At 53.7% G+C, this 16,957-nt stretch carries 17 protein-coding genes; 15 read left to right on the top strand and 2 right to left on the bottom strand.

Going from position 1 to position 16,957, the window contains the following annotated elements; translation table 11 throughout:
- Positions 1-37 precede the first annotated feature (37 nt).
- Positions 38-2,917: an HD domain-containing phosphohydrolase gene (locus tag ABIE61_RS13055; protein WP_354410162.1), complete on the top strand. Its 2,880-nt coding sequence runs from the start codon at positions 38-40 to the stop codon at positions 2,915-2,917.
- A 3-nt stretch (positions 2,918-2,920) separates the two neighbouring features.
- On the opposite strand, the gene ABIE61_RS13050 is transcribed toward ABIE61_RS13055, so the two are convergent.
- Positions 2,921-3,400, bottom strand: a complete 480-nt coding sequence (locus ABIE61_RS13050; protein ID WP_354410159.1) for a MarR family winged helix-turn-helix transcriptional regulator — start codon at positions 3,398-3,400, stop codon at positions 2,921-2,923.
- Between the two features lie 674 nt (positions 3,401-4,074).
- Between ABIE61_RS13050 and ABIE61_RS13045 the strand changes: the two genes are divergently transcribed.
- The 14 genes from ABIE61_RS13045 (at position 4,075) to ABIE61_RS12980 (ending at position 16,377) form a co-directional block, all read left to right on the top strand.
- The gene (locus ABIE61_RS13045; RefSeq protein ID WP_206839999.1) at positions 4,075-5,223 is read left to right on the top strand and encodes an acyl-CoA dehydrogenase family protein; all 1,149 of its coding nucleotides are present in this window, start codon (positions 4,075-4,077) and stop codon (positions 5,221-5,223) included.
- Between the two features lie 25 nt (positions 5,224-5,248).
- Positions 5,249-5,611 carry an IacB protein gene (locus tag ABIE61_RS13040; protein WP_091828152.1) on the top strand — a complete coding sequence of 121 codons (363 nt, stop codon included), beginning with the start codon at positions 5,249-5,251 and terminating at the stop codon, positions 5,609-5,611.
- Between the two features lie 10 nt (positions 5,612-5,621).
- Positions 5,622-6,140 carry a nuclear transport factor 2 family protein gene (locus ABIE61_RS13035; protein ID WP_354410155.1) on the top strand — a complete coding sequence of 173 codons (519 nt, stop codon included), beginning with the start codon at positions 5,622-5,624 and terminating at the stop codon, positions 6,138-6,140.
- A 52-nt stretch (positions 6,141-6,192) separates the two neighbouring features.
- Positions 6,193-7,482, top strand: a complete 1,290-nt coding sequence (locus ABIE61_RS13030) for an aromatic ring-hydroxylating oxygenase subunit alpha (RefSeq protein ID WP_354410153.1) — start codon at positions 6,193-6,195, stop codon at positions 7,480-7,482.
- A 3-nt stretch (positions 7,483-7,485) separates the two neighbouring features.
- Positions 7,486-7,968 (top strand): aromatic-ring-hydroxylating dioxygenase subunit beta, encoded by a 483-nt coding sequence (locus tag ABIE61_RS13025; RefSeq protein WP_354410186.1) that lies wholly within the window; start codon positions 7,486-7,488, stop codon positions 7,966-7,968.
- An 11-nt stretch (positions 7,969-7,979) separates the two neighbouring features.
- A complete protein-coding gene (locus tag ABIE61_RS13020) occupies positions 7,980-8,735 on the top strand; it encodes an SDR family NAD(P)-dependent oxidoreductase (RefSeq protein ID WP_354410151.1) in 756 nt (251 codons plus the stop codon).
- 10 nt (positions 8,736-8,745) lie between these two features.
- Positions 8,746-9,711: a PDR/VanB family oxidoreductase gene (locus ABIE61_RS13015; RefSeq protein WP_354410148.1), complete on the top strand. Its 966-nt coding sequence runs from the start codon at positions 8,746-8,748 to the stop codon at positions 9,709-9,711.
- Positions 9,712-9,799: 88 nt separating this feature from the next.
- Positions 9,800-10,813 carry a TRAP transporter substrate-binding protein gene (locus ABIE61_RS13010; RefSeq protein WP_354410145.1) on the top strand — a complete coding sequence of 338 codons (1,014 nt, stop codon included), beginning with the start codon at positions 9,800-9,802 and terminating at the stop codon, positions 10,811-10,813.
- A gap of 112 nt (positions 10,814-10,925) precedes the next feature.
- Entirely contained in the window at positions 10,926-11,357 is a 432-nt protein-coding gene (locus tag ABIE61_RS13005; RefSeq protein ID WP_354410143.1) for a TRAP transporter small permease, read from the top strand.
- Entirely contained in the window at positions 11,357-12,673 is a 1,317-nt protein-coding gene (locus tag ABIE61_RS13000; protein WP_354410140.1) for a TRAP transporter large permease, read from the top strand. The genes ABIE61_RS13005 and ABIE61_RS13000 overlap by 1 nt, the downstream gene beginning before the upstream one ends.
- Before the next feature lie 49 nt (positions 12,674-12,722).
- A complete protein-coding gene (locus ABIE61_RS12995; RefSeq protein ID WP_206840083.1) occupies positions 12,723-13,646 on the top strand; it encodes a catechol 2,3-dioxygenase in 924 nt (307 codons plus the stop codon).
- A gap of 13 nt (positions 13,647-13,659) precedes the next feature.
- Positions 13,660-14,574 carry a flavin reductase gene (locus ABIE61_RS12990; protein WP_354410136.1) on the top strand — a complete coding sequence of 305 codons (915 nt, stop codon included), beginning with the start codon at positions 13,660-13,662 and terminating at the stop codon, positions 14,572-14,574.
- Between the two features lie 29 nt (positions 14,575-14,603).
- Positions 14,604-15,572 carry a TauD/TfdA family dioxygenase gene (locus ABIE61_RS12985; RefSeq protein ID WP_354410134.1) on the top strand — a complete coding sequence of 323 codons (969 nt, stop codon included), beginning with the start codon at positions 14,604-14,606 and terminating at the stop codon, positions 15,570-15,572.
- A gap of 22 nt (positions 15,573-15,594) precedes the next feature.
- Positions 15,595-16,377 carry a class II aldolase/adducin family protein gene (locus ABIE61_RS12980; protein ID WP_354410131.1) on the top strand — a complete coding sequence of 261 codons (783 nt, stop codon included), beginning with the start codon at positions 15,595-15,597 and terminating at the stop codon, positions 16,375-16,377.
- A 72-nt stretch (positions 16,378-16,449) separates the two neighbouring features.
- Here ABIE61_RS12980 and ABIE61_RS12975 read toward each other — a convergent pair whose 3' ends face one another.
- Positions 16,450-16,908 (bottom strand): MaoC family dehydratase, encoded by a 459-nt coding sequence (locus ABIE61_RS12975; protein ID WP_354410129.1) that lies wholly within the window; start codon positions 16,906-16,908, stop codon positions 16,450-16,452.
- Positions 16,909-16,957: the final 49 nt, after the last annotated feature.

The following is a 16,957-nucleotide window of genomic DNA, read 5'->3' as shown; positions in this document are numbered from 1 at the left end:
TAATCTTCTACTGCTGACAGACAGGTGGCGGTGGATCATGGAAAGGAAACAGAGCTGCGGATTGCGCTTGCGATGGGTTATCAGCCTTACCATCATGCTGAGCATGTTGGCATTGAGTGCGATTCTGGTGATCAACGCCTATATGGGGCAGCGGGATGTGCTGCTGGAAGCCAGTCGCAGCTCCGCCCAGCAGTTTGCCAGCAAGCTTGATTCCGAGACCCTGCGGCTGATTCAGCCACTGCAAAGTACGCTTCGATTACTGGTGCATGACCCTTTGACCACTGCCGAGCAGCTGGAGCAGCGCCTGCAGCGGCTACCGGTTTTGGTTGAAGCGCTGCGCGCCAATCCTGTCATCAGTGCTGTGTATATTGGTTATCCTGACCATAGCTTCTGGTTGGTACGGTCGTTGCGACAGTCTGCGTTTCGTCGCTCTGTATCCGCGCCTGAGGGGGCGGCATATCTGGTACAGAGTGTTGAAGCAGCCACGACTGACAGGCCCCAGAGAGCCCGGTGGCTGTTTGTGACCGATCAGCTTGAGGTGATCAGTCAAAATGACAGACCGGATTATATTTTTGATCCTCATACTCGCCCCTGGTATCAGTCGGCGCTGAATGCACAAGCGCCAATTCTGACCGCCCCCTATTTGTTCTACACCACGCGAGAAACCGGAGTGACTCTGGCTTTTAAGGGGGCATCGGGTGCGGTAGTCGGTATAGATGCCTCAGTTCAGGATATATCGTCGGAGCTGGCACGCATGAGGCCTGAACAAGGCTATGAGCTGGCCGTGGTTGACCGGCTCGGACGTACGTTGGCATACCCTGAAGTTGAAAAAATGATTGTACGTCAGGCGGGCGGTATTCGCCTGGCAACACTGGATGAGCTTCAGGTGCCCGCACTTGACCAGTTGATGAGTCAATCAAGTAAGCCCGGCGAGTTGATCGGCTACACGGCGGAGGGGCGCGAGTGGTACGGCGTGCGCGTTCCCATGCTGGCGCTGGCCGATGAATCGCTGGAGCTGTTGATGGCGGTGCCTGCTAAGCAGTTGTTGGCCAATGCTCACAGGCATGGGCAGCGGATGCTGCTTTGGTCACTGGCGTTTACTCTGTTGTTGCTGCTGATCGGCTACTGGCTGGCACACTGGGTCGTGAAGCCCCTGGATCAGCTGTCCGAAAAGGTGCTTGCGCTGACGCAATTCGACTTCAGCGGGTCGGTACAGGTGCGCTCCCGGATCAAGGAGGTGCGTGACCTCAGTGGTATTATCCAGCGGCTGGTGACGGTTGTGCAGCATTTCCAGTCGATCAGCAAGACATTGGCCCGTGAGCGTCGTCTGGAGCGAATGCTGCCGGACGTTGCGGGGGATCTGAAGGCCAGCATGGAGGCGGACAGCTGTGCCATCTATCTGTACGACTACGACCGGCACGCACTGGTACTGTCTACTGTTCATCAGCCACGGAGTATAACTCATTGTTTTCCCGAGATTATCGCTGTCGACGAGCCGCGAACGTCGTACCAGGTGGCAGCCGTCAGAGATGCCTTGGCCGAAGCTGACGGCGTTATGGTGACGCCGCTTAAGGGGCGCTACAAATATCCGGCCGGTGTGATGGTGCTTCGAATGAATGGCGACGCCCGTGTGGATGGTGACTCTGTCTCTGGCTTCCTGGAAGAGCTGGCCGGCTCTGCAGCCACGGCCATCGAAACTCGGCAGCTGCTTGAGGCGCAGGAGAAATTGCTCGATGCGATCATTCGGCTGCTGGCGGATGCGATAGATGCCAAGTCACCCTATACCAGCGCTCACTGCGAGCGAGTTCCCATTCTGGCCGAAATGCTGGTGGATGCCGCCTGCAAAAGTGAGAGTGGGCGCTTCAATGCGTTTCGCATGGATGAGCAGGAGCGGTATGAATTTCGCTTGGCGGCCTGGCTGCATGACTGTGGCAAGATCACCACACCTGAATATGTGATGGATAAGTCCACCAAGCTTGAAACCCGTTACAACCGAATTCATGAAATCCGAACTCGGTTTGAAGTATTGTGGCGCGATGTGGAGATTGCCTACCTCAAAGGGGTTATTGAGAGTGGAGCGGAACCCCAGCTGCGTGAGCGTCGTGACCGGCAACGCCGTCAGTTGCAGCAAGAGTTTGAAATCGTGGCTCGCTCCAATGTGGGTAGCGAGAAGCTGCCGGATGACGACATCGCCAGGCTGCATAAAATTGCATCTCGCAGCTGGGCACGTCATTTTGATCGTCGGCTGGGTTTGTCGCAGGCTGAACTGGATCGACTGCCGAATGATGATGAACGCCTGCCTGCCCGTGAAATGCTGCTGGCTGACCGGGTTGAGCATATTATTCCCTGGGGCGATCGCAGGCCTCCGGTAGAAGCCAGCAACCCGGATAACATCTGGGGCTTTGACATGCCCTTGCCGGAATATGAGGCCAATCAGGGTGAGCTGTACAACCTGACGCAGGTCTATGGGACCTTGACGGCGGAGGAGCGTTTCAGCATCAACAACCACATCGTGCAAACCATCCGCATGCTGAGTACGCTGCCACTGCCTCCGTCATTGCGCCGTGTTCCGGATATTGCCGGTAATCATCATGAAAGAATGGATGGTGATGGTTACCCGCGGAGGTTGGATGCTGAGTCACTCACAGTACCGGAGCGCATCATGGCGCTGGCAGATGTTTTTGAAGCGCTGACCGCTGCCGATCGTCCCTATAAAACGGCCAAAACGCTGTCGGAATCATTGCGAATACTGGCTTTCATGTCTCGTGACGGGCATCTGGACCCAGAGGTGTTTTGTCTTTTTCTTGAATCGGGCGTTTACCTTGAGTATGCCCGTCGCTTTCTTAAGCCTGAACAGATCGACAAAGTCGATCTGCGACAGTTGATATTGCTATCGCGATCCGCCAAACACGGCTGATGGTTAATCCGAGAGAGTTTTAAGGTTGTCATACAGCTTTGCCAACAGCACGTTTGTGCGGTGTATCTGGGCTGAGCTGAGCCCCTTGAAACTGTTGCGGAACAGTTGACTGACAGAGCTGCGAATCAGCTCCAGGCTATCCAGTCCCTTGTCGGTCAATGACACCAGAGTCACCCGGCCATCCTCACTGGACGTGATCAGGTTGACCAGCCCTTCATCCCGCATGCGATATACAATTTTGGTGGTGGTTGGCAGCTTGGCTACCGCATGGCTGGCAATCTCGGAGATGCTCAGTTCCGAGTGCTCCTTGAGAATCATAATGATGCGCCAGCGCGGTACATCCATATCCACCCGTTTCAGCAACCGCTCCATCTCCTGGCTGTAGAGCGCATTGAGTTGTGCAATCCAGTAGAAAGGAAATTCACGACGCTTGAAATCGTCACTCAGCGGGTCGTACATGTCGGCTTTACGGTTACTGCTCATTGGACAGCGATGTCTCCGGCTACATCCGACCGGCAGGGGGTCGGTTGAAAGTTGATCTGGAAAGTATATAGGGATTCTAAATTGAGTGAAAACCTTTGGTGCGCAGTGTTTGTTCTTGCTCTCTTTTAGAGCGGGTTAGAGCGGTCGGATCATGTGGGATCTTGAAAATTCATTTATGGTAATAACTCATATTACTTGTTTTTTGACGGCGGTTTGAATGAATTTTAACAGATTTTAACGTATTTTTTAGCGGTTTTTGTTTTGTTTTTCACGTTTGTTCAAGAAGTGGCCCGACTATTGCTTGGTCTTTTTCAGGTGCTGCGGTGTGACCGTGGTCATGAATTTAATGCGGGATAATTAGTTGACGATTCAAGTGATAAGTGAAATTCTTTATGCAGCTCTTAAGCAACATTCGACCAGTCGGATTTGCCACACAATAACAACTAGACCCAACTAGAGAGCCGCTATGAACATACTGATCACCTGCTGTGAGCGGAGTGCCCTCGAAGGGCCTCGCGCCGTCAACACAACCTGTCCGGGCCACATACCCGGCGGTTCCTCCTGCAGCCCGAATGCAACCATGCAGCCGGGTTTACCAATGATGTACCAGGCGCCGAATGCGGTTTACCGGTACGTGTATCTGCAATAAAGACAACAACTAGGGAGCCTAGCGAATGCCTGGTTATCAGATCGACAAATCCCTCTGGGGCGGGGAGACCGTGTTTGATGCCCTGCTGGATGAAGTGCGCAAGCGCCGACAGGAGTTCGAGGATCAACAGTACATTTCCCACGACATTATCGAGTCCTTCAAGGATGTCGGTGTGTATCGGGCGATGGTACCAAAGGCGTTGGGTGGCGATGAGCGCAGCCCGATGGAGTTCCTGCAGATGGTCGAGGCCATGGCCGCCGCTGACGGTTCTGCTGGCTGGGTCGCAAGCTTTGGCATGAACCCCGCGTACTTGTCGGCACTGCCACCGCAGACTATCGACAAGGTTTGGGCCGAAACGCCCAACATTGTGTTCGCAGGCGGCATCTTCCCGACCCAGCCAGCGAAAAAGGTTGATGGTGGCTATATCGTCAACGGTCGCTGGAAGTTCGGCAGTGGTTGCATGGGCGCTTCTTTGATCGGTGTTGGTGTGCAGCCGGATAACGGTGAGCCGCTGCCACGCATGGCGGTAATGCCGGCCGAAAAGGTGAAGATCGAACCCAACTGGGACGTGATCGGTATGGTCGGTACCGGCAGCCATGACCTTGTGGTGGAAGATGTGTTTGTGCCGGAAGAGTGGACCTTCGTACGTGGCGGCAAGCCCAATATCGATGCGCCCTTTTTCCGTTACCCAACATTGGCTTTTGCCGCTCAGGTATTGTCGGTCACTACCGCAGGTCTGGCCCGTGAAGCGCTCGATGTCGTACAGGCGATGGCGGCTGGCCGTGCGTCAGTGACCGGAGCACCCAATCTGGGCGAGCGCGAGTATGTGCAGATCGAAATCGCCAAGGCGGAAGCCAAGGTGCGGTCATCTCGCGCCTTCTTCTATGAAGCCACCGAAGACGCCTGGAACAGCATTCTGGCCGGTGATGAACCGAACCGAGATCAGATCAACCTGATCCGCCTCGCGACCACCAATTTGGCACACGAGTGTGCCGATGCGATTCGCAGTACCTACGAAGTGACCGGCATGACCGGCACCTACAATGATCATCCGCTGTCGCGCATTGTGCGTGACTCCATGATGTGCACTCAGCACGCCTTCATGGGGGCGGTCACCCTGAAAAATGCAGGTGCCATGTTCTTTGGCCATGACCCCCTGCCGGGCTACCTGTAATTGAACAAAAACAAGGAGATACACCATGAGTGATAAGAAACCTTTGCGCGTCCTGTTCTGCATGGGCATCAACCAGAACTTCATGGATGCTCCGCGTGAAGAGCAGCTCGATGTATGGGCGGCCTTCGGTGCAATGTGGAACGGCATTCACGATATGGATGGCGTTGAAGTGATCGGCAACATGGATGACGACCAGAGTATGGTCGGGCCTTCAAGCGGCTATCCCTGGACAACCTACCTGCTGGCGGACGTGGCGGATTACGACACAGTTGTTGCCTGCTGCAACCTGTTCCGCAGCACAGAAGTGGGCAGTGGCCCCTACAAACTGTGGCGTTATGCCAAGGTTGAGGCGCGCATCGGTCGTGAACTGATCGTCCAGCGTGCGTGAGGGCTGACTGATGAGCGAACTGGAACAGCTGCGTCAGCGGGTGTTTGCACTGGAGGCGGCACGGGATGTGAGCGCCTGCCTGCATGAATACATGCAACTGTGCGACTACCTCAACGAGGGGTTTGACCTCGACCCGCTCATGGCGCTGTTTACCGAAGACGCCATCTGGGAAGGCAGGGGCAAGCGCTACGCCGCCACCTTCGGTCGCCGTGAAGGGCGCGGCGCGATCAGGGATATGTTCGTGAAGTATACCCTGCCGCCGGCGCATTTTGCCCTGAACGTGCATTTTCTCACCTCTGAAAAGGTGAGCGTGCAGAGCGAAACCGAAGCCGAGGGCACTTGGGTGCTGCTACAGACCGCCACCTTTGCCGATGGCCGCTCCCAGCTCAGCAGTGCGCTGTTGAATGTGTGTTTTCGCAGGGAAGAAGGGCACTGGAAGATCGCTCATTTCTGTACCACCAGCCGGTTCAACCGGCCGGTACAGACCCCTTGGGATAACCCGCAGCCACTGCCGGTCCCTGAAGAATAACTGCTCGGCGGCAACGTCCGCCGGCAAGGCAACGAATGAAGAGAGCAAGACCATGAGTGAACTGATCGAAATGCAGAACATCAGCCTGAAAGCGGCTGAAATGGTAGAAGAGGGCCGGGTACACAAGGACCTCTATTCTGATCCGGCCATCTTCGAGGAAGAGCTGGATAAGGTGTTCAACAACACCTGGGTCTTCGTGGGTCATGAAAGTGAAGTGCCGGAAGCGGGCAGCTTCAAAACCACCTATATCGGTCGCCAGCCGGTCATTCTCAGCCGTGATCGCAAGATGAGCCTGCATGTCCTGCAGAACCGCTGCCGCCATCGCGGTGCCACCGTCTGCGAAGCGCGCAAGGGCAAGGCCAAGGCGTTCACCTGCCCCTACCACGGTTGGGGTTACGGCCTGGACGGCAGCCTGCGCGCACTGCCAAAACCGGAAGAATACGATGGTGTGTTCGACAAGAGCGAGCTGCCGCTGGAAAGCCTGCGGGTGGAAACATACCAAGGCATGGTATTTGCCACTTTCAAGAATGACATCGAACCGCTGGAAGACTTCCTTGGCGGTGCGAAAAAGTGGATTGACCTGTTCATGAAACAGGGCGGCGGTTACCCGGTGAAGGTGCTGGGCGAACACCGTTTCAACTTCCCGGGCAACTGGAAGATCCAGCTGGAGAATACCACCGATGCCTACCACTTCCCGATCATTCACAAGTCGTTCCTGACCTCGCTGGATGATGCGACGGCTAATATTTTCGACTTCCTGGATGGCGATGGGTTTGTCGAAGACCTGGGTAACGGCCACAGCGTGATGGTGATGATTCCGCAGCTGGTGGACCTGGAAGCGGATCTGGATCAGCCGATTCCGCCCCGTTTTGAAGCGCTGGCGCAAGAGCTGCGCAACGAAGGCAAGTCGGAAGATGAAGTCAAAAAACTGGTGCGTGCCGCTCACGGTACCGGCTTCAACCTGAACCTGTTCCCGAATGTGGGCTGCTCCATGGCGTTCTTCCGTGTGCTGCGACCGGTTAGCGTCGGTGAAACCGAAATTCAGCACGTAGCGCTGGGAGGCGAGGGGGCACCCGCTGCCTTTAACCGCAAGCGCATGCGTCTGCATGAGCACTTCCAGGGGCCGATGGGCTTTGGTACGCCGGATGACGGTGAAGCCTGGGAACGGGTGCAGAAGGGTTCCATGGCCGGTACCGATGGCTGGATTCTGGTCAACCGTGGCATGAATAACCTGCACCAGTCCAAAGACGGTAATGTGGCTGGATCGGTCTGCTCCGAAACCGGCATGCGCGGTGCCTACCGCCAGTACAAGAAGATGATGGCTGCTGGAGAGGAGAAATAAGTGATGAAATCCAATACCCAACTGCTGGCTCAGGTTACCGAATTCATTGGCTACGAAGCCGACCTGCTGGATCACAAGGGCTATCAGGAATGGCTCTCGCTGTGGACCGACTCCGGCTTGTACATCGTGCCGGCGGATCTGAAGGAAACCGACTATCTGAATACACTCAACCTGGCGCTGGATGATGCGGATATGCGCCGCATGCGCGTGGCGCGACTGGAAAATGGCGAATCGGTTTCTGCCGCTTCAGTGGGCGAGACCGTGCGCATGATGTCCCGGGTGCGGGTGCTTGAGGCGGGTGAGGATCTGGTCATCGCTCGCTGTGCCATGACGCTGAACGAGCTGCGTCACGGCAAGCTGGTGACCTATCCGGCCAACGTGGAGTACAGCCTGAAACCGACAGCGGACGGATTCAAGCTGGAACAGAAAGTCGTGAAACTGCTGCACGCGGACGGCTTCCTGCGCACCGTTAGCTTCATCTTCTGAGGAGTGGCCGCATGAGTAACCCAACACAGTCTCATATTGCGCTTGTCACCGGTGCTGCACAGGGCCTTGGCAACCACATTGCAGAGCGTCTGCTGGCGGCCGGATACCGAGTCGCCCTTACGGATCGTTCACTTGACGCAGCCAGGGCGACTGCTGTCGCACTGGACAGCAGTGGCGAGCGGGTGATGCCACTGGCGTTGGACGTGGCCAGCAAAGCGGATTTTGAAGCCGCACTGGCAGCGGTTCTGGAACGCTGGGGCGATCTGCATGTGCTGGTGAACAATGCCGCCGTCACCCGTGCGACACCGGTGATGGAGATCAGTCCGAAAGAGTTCGCCGAGGTGGTGAACATCAATCTGGGCGGCACCTTCTCCGGCTGTCAGGTAATGGGCCGGCACATGGCTGACAAGGGTTATGGCCGCATCATCAACATGGCGTCGCTGGCGGGGCAGAACGGGGGCACCTCCACCGGTGCCCACTATGCGGCTTCCAAGGGCGCCATCATTACCCTGACCAAGGTGTTTGCCAAGGAACTGGCCAGTCGCGGCGTGACGGTAAATGCCATCGCGCCGGGGCCGATTGAATCACCCATGGTCAAGGCGCTGGTGCCTGAAGAGCGTCTGCCAACGCTGTTGGGCGCCATTCCGGTGGGGCAATTGGGCGATGCCGACTTTATCGGCGAAATGGTGGTGCAGTTGGCACGGCCGGAAGCCTACTTCACTACCGGTACGACCCTGGACATCAACGGCGGCCTGTTCATGCGCTGAGGCGAGACCTATGACGAGCAATATTGATAACACTCTCATTCATGTGACCGTCACGCGGCGTGAAGACCAGACCGACGAGATCGCCGTGTTTGATCTGAGCGCAGCTGATGGCAACGCACTGCCGGCGTTTGAGGCCGGCGCCCATATCGATGTGGTATTGGGTCCGGAACTGATTCGGCAGTATTCCCTGAGCAATGCGCCGGGCAGCAGCAGCTACCGGTTGGGGATTCTGAATGACCCCAATTCACGTGGTGGTTCCAGGCAGATTCATGCCGAGTTGAAAGCCGGTGCCGAGGTACGGATCAGTGCCCCGCGCAACCATTTCCCACTGGAAATGGATGCAGAGCACAGCCTGTTGATCGGTGGCGGTATCGGTATTACGCCGATGATCGCCATGGCATACGCTTTGAAGGCGGCAAACAAGTCTTTCGAACTGCACTACTGCAGTCGCAGTGAAGCCAAAGCGGCGTTCCTTGAAGAACTCAAGCGCGAGTTTGGTGAGCAACTTGTGCTGCACTTTGACGACGCCGGTGACACCGGTCGGATCAATCCAAAACAGCTTTGTGCAGAAGCCCAGCCCGGTACCCATCTGTATGTCTGTGGCCCCGGCGGGTTCATGGACTGGGTGATCGAGCAGGCCAAAGCGGCAGGGTTGCCAGACAAGCAGATTCACTTCGAGTATTTCAATGCCGAGGTGGATATCAGTGGTGAAGCGTTTGAAGTTTATGCCGAAGCCAGTGATGTGACCGTACAGGTCGGTCCCAACGAAAGTATCGCCACTGCCCTGAAGGCAGCCGGGGTAAAGGTACAAATGTCTTGCGAAGAGGGTGTATGCGGGACCTGTATCTGTGACGTGATCGAGGGCATTCCCGATCACCGAGACCACTTCCTCACAGACGAGGAAAAGGAAGACAACGACCAGATCGCGCTCTGTTGCTCACGAGCCAAAAGCGCGCGCCTGGTGGTCGATATCTGAAACAGTTCGCTGTATAGGCCGGCCGGCGCATCATGCTCCGGTTGGACGCCGGTTCGGACCGGACTAAAACCAGAAACGGAGAATAACGATGAAGAAGATGATGTTTCGAGTCGCTGCAACTGCAACAATCGCACTTCTGGCTTCAGGTGCGCAGGCGGAAACGCGCCTGACCATGTCGTCCTGGCTGCCGTCAGGTCATCCTCTGGTACGTGATGTAATGGTACCCTGGGCCAATAGCGTGGAAGAAGCAACTGAAGGTCGTGTCAAGGTAGTTATGCTGCCATCTGCGCTTGGTCACCCTAAGGTGCACTATGATATTGCACGCGAGGGACAAGCTGATATTACGTACGGCGGCCACGGTTACACACCCGGCCGTTTCAAACTCTACAAAATGGTGGAATTTCCTTTCGGGGGTGACAGTGCGGTAGGTACATCGGTTGCCTACTGGAAAGTCTATAACGAGTATCTAAAGCCTGCCGGTGAGCACGATGATGTCAAGCTGCTTGGTTTGTTCACTCATGGTCCGGGCCACATCCACAACAGCAAACGTACAGTCAACTCTGCAGAGGACATGAAAGGTCTAAAACTACGTGTAGGTGGTGGCGTTGCCAGTGATCTTGCTTCTGCACTTGGTGCAGTGGCAATTCAGAAGCCGTCTTCAAGTAGCTATGAGCTTATTTCCAGTGGTGTGGCAGATGGAACATTATTCCCGCACGAATCGGTTGTTGCCTTCAATATTCAGGACAAAGTTACTCACTCCACATTGGTTCCTGGGGGGACTCATAACTTTAGCTTCTACCTTGCAATGAACAAGGATCGCTTTGAAGCATTGCCCGAGGAAGATCAGAAAGCGATCGAGTCTGTTTCTGGAGAAGCCTTTGCTCGCTTGGCTGGGAGCATGTGGGACACTCAGGATGCCAAAGGTCTTGAAGCAATGAAAGCCAATGGTAATGAGATAGTGACTGCAGGAGAAAGCTTCCTGACTGAAATCGGTAATGCAAGTGCGCCGATGGAAGCGGAGTGGCTCGAAACAGCGGCCGAAATGGGGGTTGATGGGAAAGCGGCCCTAGAAGCTTTCCGTTCGCTGAGCCATCAAAAGTGAAGCGACACATTGAGGGTTAACCATGAATTCAACTCGCACAAAAGGTAAAGGTTGGTTGCGACGGGGTGAAGGTGTTCTTAACACATTGCTCAGCGCATCTGCAGCAGTCGTCATGTTTTTGATGATGGCACTAACGCTGGTCGATGTGATGGGGCGTTATCTTTTCTCTATGCCGGTGACCGGTGCCTTTGAAGTGACGGAGTTGATGCTGGCAGCGGTAATCTTTCTTGGATTACCGCTGGTAACCGCCGAGGGTGGCCATATTGCTGTGGACATCCTCGACTCGGCACTGAGTGACTGGGTTCAGGCGGTACAGTACTGGGTGATCGGCGTGGTCAACGTACTGGCATTCGGCATTTTCTCCTGGATGCTTTGGGAGCACGCCTTCAAGGTGTTGCGTTATGAAGATTCAACGGCGGTGCTGGAAATTTCATATGCGTGGCTCGCTTTTTTGATGGCGATCACTGCTTCTGTGTCCGCCTTTATTCTCTTGATCCAGATGCTGTTTGACCGAAACGGCAAGACCTCGAAAGGAGTGCAGTAATGGAGGCAAGTCTGCTCGGATTTGCAGCACTGATGGTGCTGATATTGGCGCGAGTGCCGCTGGGTATTGCAATGGGGATCGTGGGCGTTATTGGCTTTGCACTGGTGCAACAGATGACCTATGGAAATCCTCGAGGTTGGAGCACAGCGCTGAATATGATTGCATCGACAGCGTTTGATACCGGTCTAGCCTACGGCCTTTCCGTAGTCCCTCTGTTCCTTCTGATGGGTAATCTGATTACTGAGTCGGGCATGTCGAAGGAACTCTATCGTGCCGCCAACGCGTTTCTCGGGCACTTCAAAGGTGGTTTGGCACTGGCAACGGTGGTCTCATGCGGTGCTTTCTCGGCTGTGTGCGGGAGCTCGATGGCAACAGCAGCAACCATGTCAAAAGTGGCGATGCCTTCAATGCGTGAATACAAGTATGCCGACAGCCTGGCGACTGGGGCGATAGCGGCAGGGGGCACGCTCGGCATTCTGATCCCGCCCAGCGTTATCCTCGTGATCTACGGCCTGATGACCGAAAGTGATATCGGCAAACTGTTCATTGCCGGCCTTTTGCCCGGTTTGATCGGCGTTATCTTGTACATGCTGGCTGTCGTGTTTGCGGTACGGCTCAAGCCTGAAATTGGACCGGCGGGCAAACGCTCCACCTGGAAAGAGCGCCTGCTTTCGATGAAAGGGGTTTGGGGTATTAACCTGATCTTTATCATCGTCATGGGCGGGATTTACGCGGGTATTTTTACTCCGACTGAAGCGGCAGGTATCGGTGCATCCGGAGCCTTTCTGATCGCACTCTTCAGTGGAAAACTCAGTTTTAAAATGTTCCAGCGCTCACTGAGCAACGCCGCCCGCACAACGGCGATGCTGTTCTTCCTTGTGATCGGTGCCGTGATTTTTTCCAATTTCATCAACTTGACAGGCATGCCGATGATGCTCAAGGACTGGGTCGTGGAGTCTGGCTTCAGCCCACTCATGGTCATCCTGATTCTAGTAGGTGTCTACCTGTTGCTGGGCTGTGTGCTGGAAAGCATGTCGATGATCCTGCTCACGGTGCCGGTGTTCTATCCGATGGTGGAAGCCATGGGCATGGATCTGATCTGGTTTGGCATCCTGGTCGTCGTGGTGACTGAAATTAGCCTGATCACGCCGCCGGTTGGCATGAATGTATTTGTGCTGCGTGGAGTCATTCCCGACGTCAAGCTGTCAACTATCTTCCGCGGCGTGACGCCGTTCTGGATTGCAGACATTGTGCGGCTCGCGCTGATCATCGCGATACCCTCACTGTCGTTGATGCTGCCCAATGCCATTGGCTAGGGCAGCTCGGCTCAATACCGATCTATAACAATAACGATGAGGTAACCCAATGAAAAAAGGTGTAATGCGTCCTGGGCACGTGCAGATTCGCGTGCTGGATATGGATGAAGCCGTCAAGCACTACGTAGACCTGCTCGGTCTGATTGAAATGGACCGTGACGATCAGGGTCGTGTCTATCTCAAGGGCTGGACCGAAGTGGACAAGTTCTCGGTGGTGCTGCGTGAAGCGGACGAAGCCGGCATGGACTACATGGGTTTCAAGTGCTTGAGCGAAGAGGTTGTGGACAGCCTGCGTGCTGAGCTGGTTGCGTTCGGCTGTGAAGTGGAAGACATTCCCGCCGGTGATCTTAAAGACTGTGGACGCCGCGTCCGTTTTGTTGCCCCCACCGGGCACGCGTTCGAGCTTTTTGCCACCAAGGAGCAGACCGGCAAGTGGGGCGTGGGCAATCACAACCCGGAAGCATGGCCGCGTGGCCTGAAAGGCATGCAGGCGACCCGTTTCGACCACTGCCTGCTGTACGGCCCCAACCTGGACCGCACTTTAGAGCTGTTCCGTGATGTGCTCGGCTTCGATCTGGCTGAGCAGGTGATGACACCGGACGGCAAGCGTGTCGGCCAGTTCCTGACTGCCAGCATGAAGGCGCATGATGTGGCGTTTATCGATCATCCGGAGCCAGGCAAGTTTCACCATGCCTCCTTCTTCCTTGAGACCTGGAACGATGTGCTCAAGGCGGCGGACTTGATCTCCATGACCGATACCTCAATCGATATTGGCCCGACACGTCATGGGCTGACTCATGGTCAGACCATCTATTTCTTTGACCCTTCCGGCAATCGTAACGAGGTTTTCTGCGGTGGCGACTACCACTACCCGGACCACGAGCCGGTGACTTGGGATGCGGGCGAGCTGGGTAAAGCAATTTTCTATCACGACCGTCAGTTGAACGAGCGTTTCCTGAGCGTGCTGACCTGAATCGGAGACAATCATGTCATTTGATCCGAAAGATTTTCGCCGGGCGCTGGGCAAGTTCCCCACCGGCGTAACCGTAATTACCACGCGAGATGCTGAGGGTAATCCCATCGGAATGACCGCCAGCAGCTTTAACACCCTGTCGATCGAGCCTGCGCTGGTGCTCTGGAGCATTGACAAGGGGGCCTGGAGTCTGGAGGCATTCACCCGTGGGAAATCCTTTGCCATCAATGTGCTGCGTAATGACCAGATTGAAATTTCCAATCGGTTCGCGCGCCGGGGCGAGGACAAGTTTGCCGATATCCACACCCGCGACGACCAGCACGGCTCTCCACTGCTGCACGGCACGGCAGCCTGGTTCGGTTGCAAGACCTGGAACGTCTACGAGGGGGGAGACCACTTTATTATTGTGGGCGAGGTGACCGATTACTCCTATGAGGAAAACGTCAACTCACTGGTGTTCCACAACGGTCGCTATGCGGTGCCCGAAACCCACCCCGCGGTTCAGGCTCCGACCCGACCGCTGGAAGCCAGAGGGTTTCTGGGTGATTACCTGTTGTTCCAGTTGCGTCAGACACTCAATGCTTATGCCTCTGACTTCTATCCGAGGTTGAGCCATTTTGGGGTGACCGCCGAAGAATGGCGTGTACTGACGCTGCTGGCCGATGGCAAATCGATGGAACAAGAGCAGATTTGCCGCTATGTTTCCCAGCCACTCAAAGAGCTGATGTTTACCGGCGAATGGCTGCAGGAGAAAGGATTGGCAAGTGCAGTTGGGTCGAAGATTCAATTAACCGTTAAGGGGCAAAATTTGGCTGAGCAATTGCTTGATATGGCTATTGAGCATGAGCAAAGGATCCTATCGGTACTTGATGACACTGAGCAGGCAATGTTAAAGCTGATGTTGAAAAAAATTCAAAACGCTATCTAGAAATTAATATTAATGAAAGGGTTGATTTCATGATTGATTTTTATAGCCAAAAAATTGATGGCCAGATCGCATGGAAAGGTGGAGATCTTATTGAAAATAAAACCTGGATTTACGAGCTTACACCTGCAGAAAAAAATATTATTAAAAGCGCAGTTGAAGTTCTAAAAAACAAAGGTTTAAAATCTCCATATTTTAGTAAAGATGATTTTAATATACAGGAAATGGAAGCGGGGCTTGAACGTATAAAGTCCGAGTTAGAAGAAGGCTATGGTTTTATTTTGATCCGTGGTCTAGATGAAAATATTTATGATGAGCAAGATCTTACATCCATATATTATGGTATAGGCCTGTATCTGGGGTGGCCTGTAAAGCAGAATCCAAGAGGTGATCTTCTTGGTCTGGTTACTAATGTTGGAGATCTCAATGATAAAAAAACCAGGGTGTATGAAACAAATTCATATTTGCCTTATCATACAGATTTGTCAGATGTGGTAGGTTTATTATCCATAAAAAAAGCTAAAGAAGGCGGTCTGAGCAGTCTTGTAAGTGCAGCAACGATTTATAATACTATACTGGATGAAGCACCAGAGTACCTTGAAACTTTATATCAACCCTTTTATTTTGCACACTTGGGTGAAGAGACGCCTACACCTTCTCCGATATTCAGTTATCACAATGGAAAGCTGAGCTGCCGTTATCTGAGACAATATATAGAACTTGGCCACGAAATGGAGGGAATCCCATTATCGAAAAAACAAATTGAGGCCATGGATTTATTTGATGAAATAATGCATCGTGATGAAGTAAAACTGGATATGATGCTTCAACCAGGCGATATCCAATTTGCAAACAATTATATGGTACTTCATTCGAGAACCGGGTTCGAAGATTATGAGGATATGGCCGAGAGGCGTAAACTTATTCGTCTTTGGCTTAAAATGCCGAATGCACGAACCCTTGCCCCATCTTTTCCTGGACGTAATGGCTTTTCAGACTGATATGGCATGAATGGAGTTATATATGAAAAATATTGAGAACTTTGATTTCAGTAAAAACTGCCCATCAAACATGTCAGTTGAAGAATGGGCTCTACGAGTTAAATTGGCCTACTGCTATCACTTGGTAGATTTTTTTGGTTGGACTGAGACCATTTTTAACCATATATCAGCTCGTATTCCGGGTGACGAAGGCTATTATTTGGTTAATCCTTTTGGCCTCAACTATACAGAAGTTACGCCTGAAAATTTGCTGAAAGTGGATTTGGATGGTAATAAAGTAGAACCTTCTGAGTATGATGCTAACCCGGCAGGTTTTGCATTGCACAGTGCAATTCATGGTGCGCGTGATGATATTCATTGTGTTGTACACACACATACCAATGAGGTATCAGCAATTGCACAAAAGAAAAATGGCTTTGGTCACGATGACTTTTATGGTGCCCAGCTATACAACCGTGTGGGTTATCATGCGTTTGAAGGGATTACTTTGTTCCCGGAAGAACGTGAGCGTATGCTCAAAAGCTTGGGAGACAAGCATATCTTGGTTTTGAGAAATCATGGTATTGCTGTAGGTGAAGCTGATATTGAACGTACATTCTTTCTGCTTTGGACGGTACAACGTGCAGCTGAAATTCAGGTCACGGCAGGTGCTCTAGGTGGCGAAGACAACCTTATTCGCGAAGAAATCAAGTCACGTTGTGCTGCACTGACACAACAGCTGATCAAGGAAAGTGGCTTCGCAGTAAAATTTTACGAGGCTATGGTTCGTAAGTTGATCAGTGAAAGAGGAGCCCCATGGCAATAAAGCCGGGTTGTTTGCGCTGTTTGTGATACACAGCGCAAACAAAAATACCACCAGTGTAAACCGGCCCTTTTCTCAGTTATGACCCTCCTGCAGCATCTGCTGCAACCGCTGACGCTCTGGGTCACCGGGTACAATCCCGGTGACCTCTGCCTCCAGCACGACCACCCCGTCCGGATTGGTCATTTCGACCCTGGCGCTGGCACGCCCACGCGGATCTATTTCTCTGATGGTCCAGCGACAGGTAATAGCCTCGCCTACGTAAACAGGTCGTCTGAAACGGAAATTCATGCCCGCTGCCAGCCAGCCAATCTGACCGCCAATCTCGGTCAACAGGCTACCGGTCAGCAGCCCATGTGCCACTGGGGCTCTGAACCCCTTCAACTTGGCAAACGCCTGATCAAAATGTACCGGATTGTAGTCGCCGGACAGGCGCGCGAAGGTGTCGACTTCCTCTTGTGTAAAGCTGCGAGTCACACTGAAGCTGTCACCCGGCTGCAGTCCTTCCGCTGCACGTTCTCGCATTGAATTCATGGGACCCCTCCATTAAGCGCATAATGATTATATTGAACGGTGTTCAATA

Source organism: Marinobacterium sp. MBR-111 (assembly GCF_040547585.1).
Taxonomy (GTDB): Bacteria; Pseudomonadota; Gammaproteobacteria; order Pseudomonadales; family Balneatricaceae; genus Marinobacterium; species Marinobacterium iners.
This window is presented reverse-complemented; position numbering and strand designations above follow the sequence as displayed.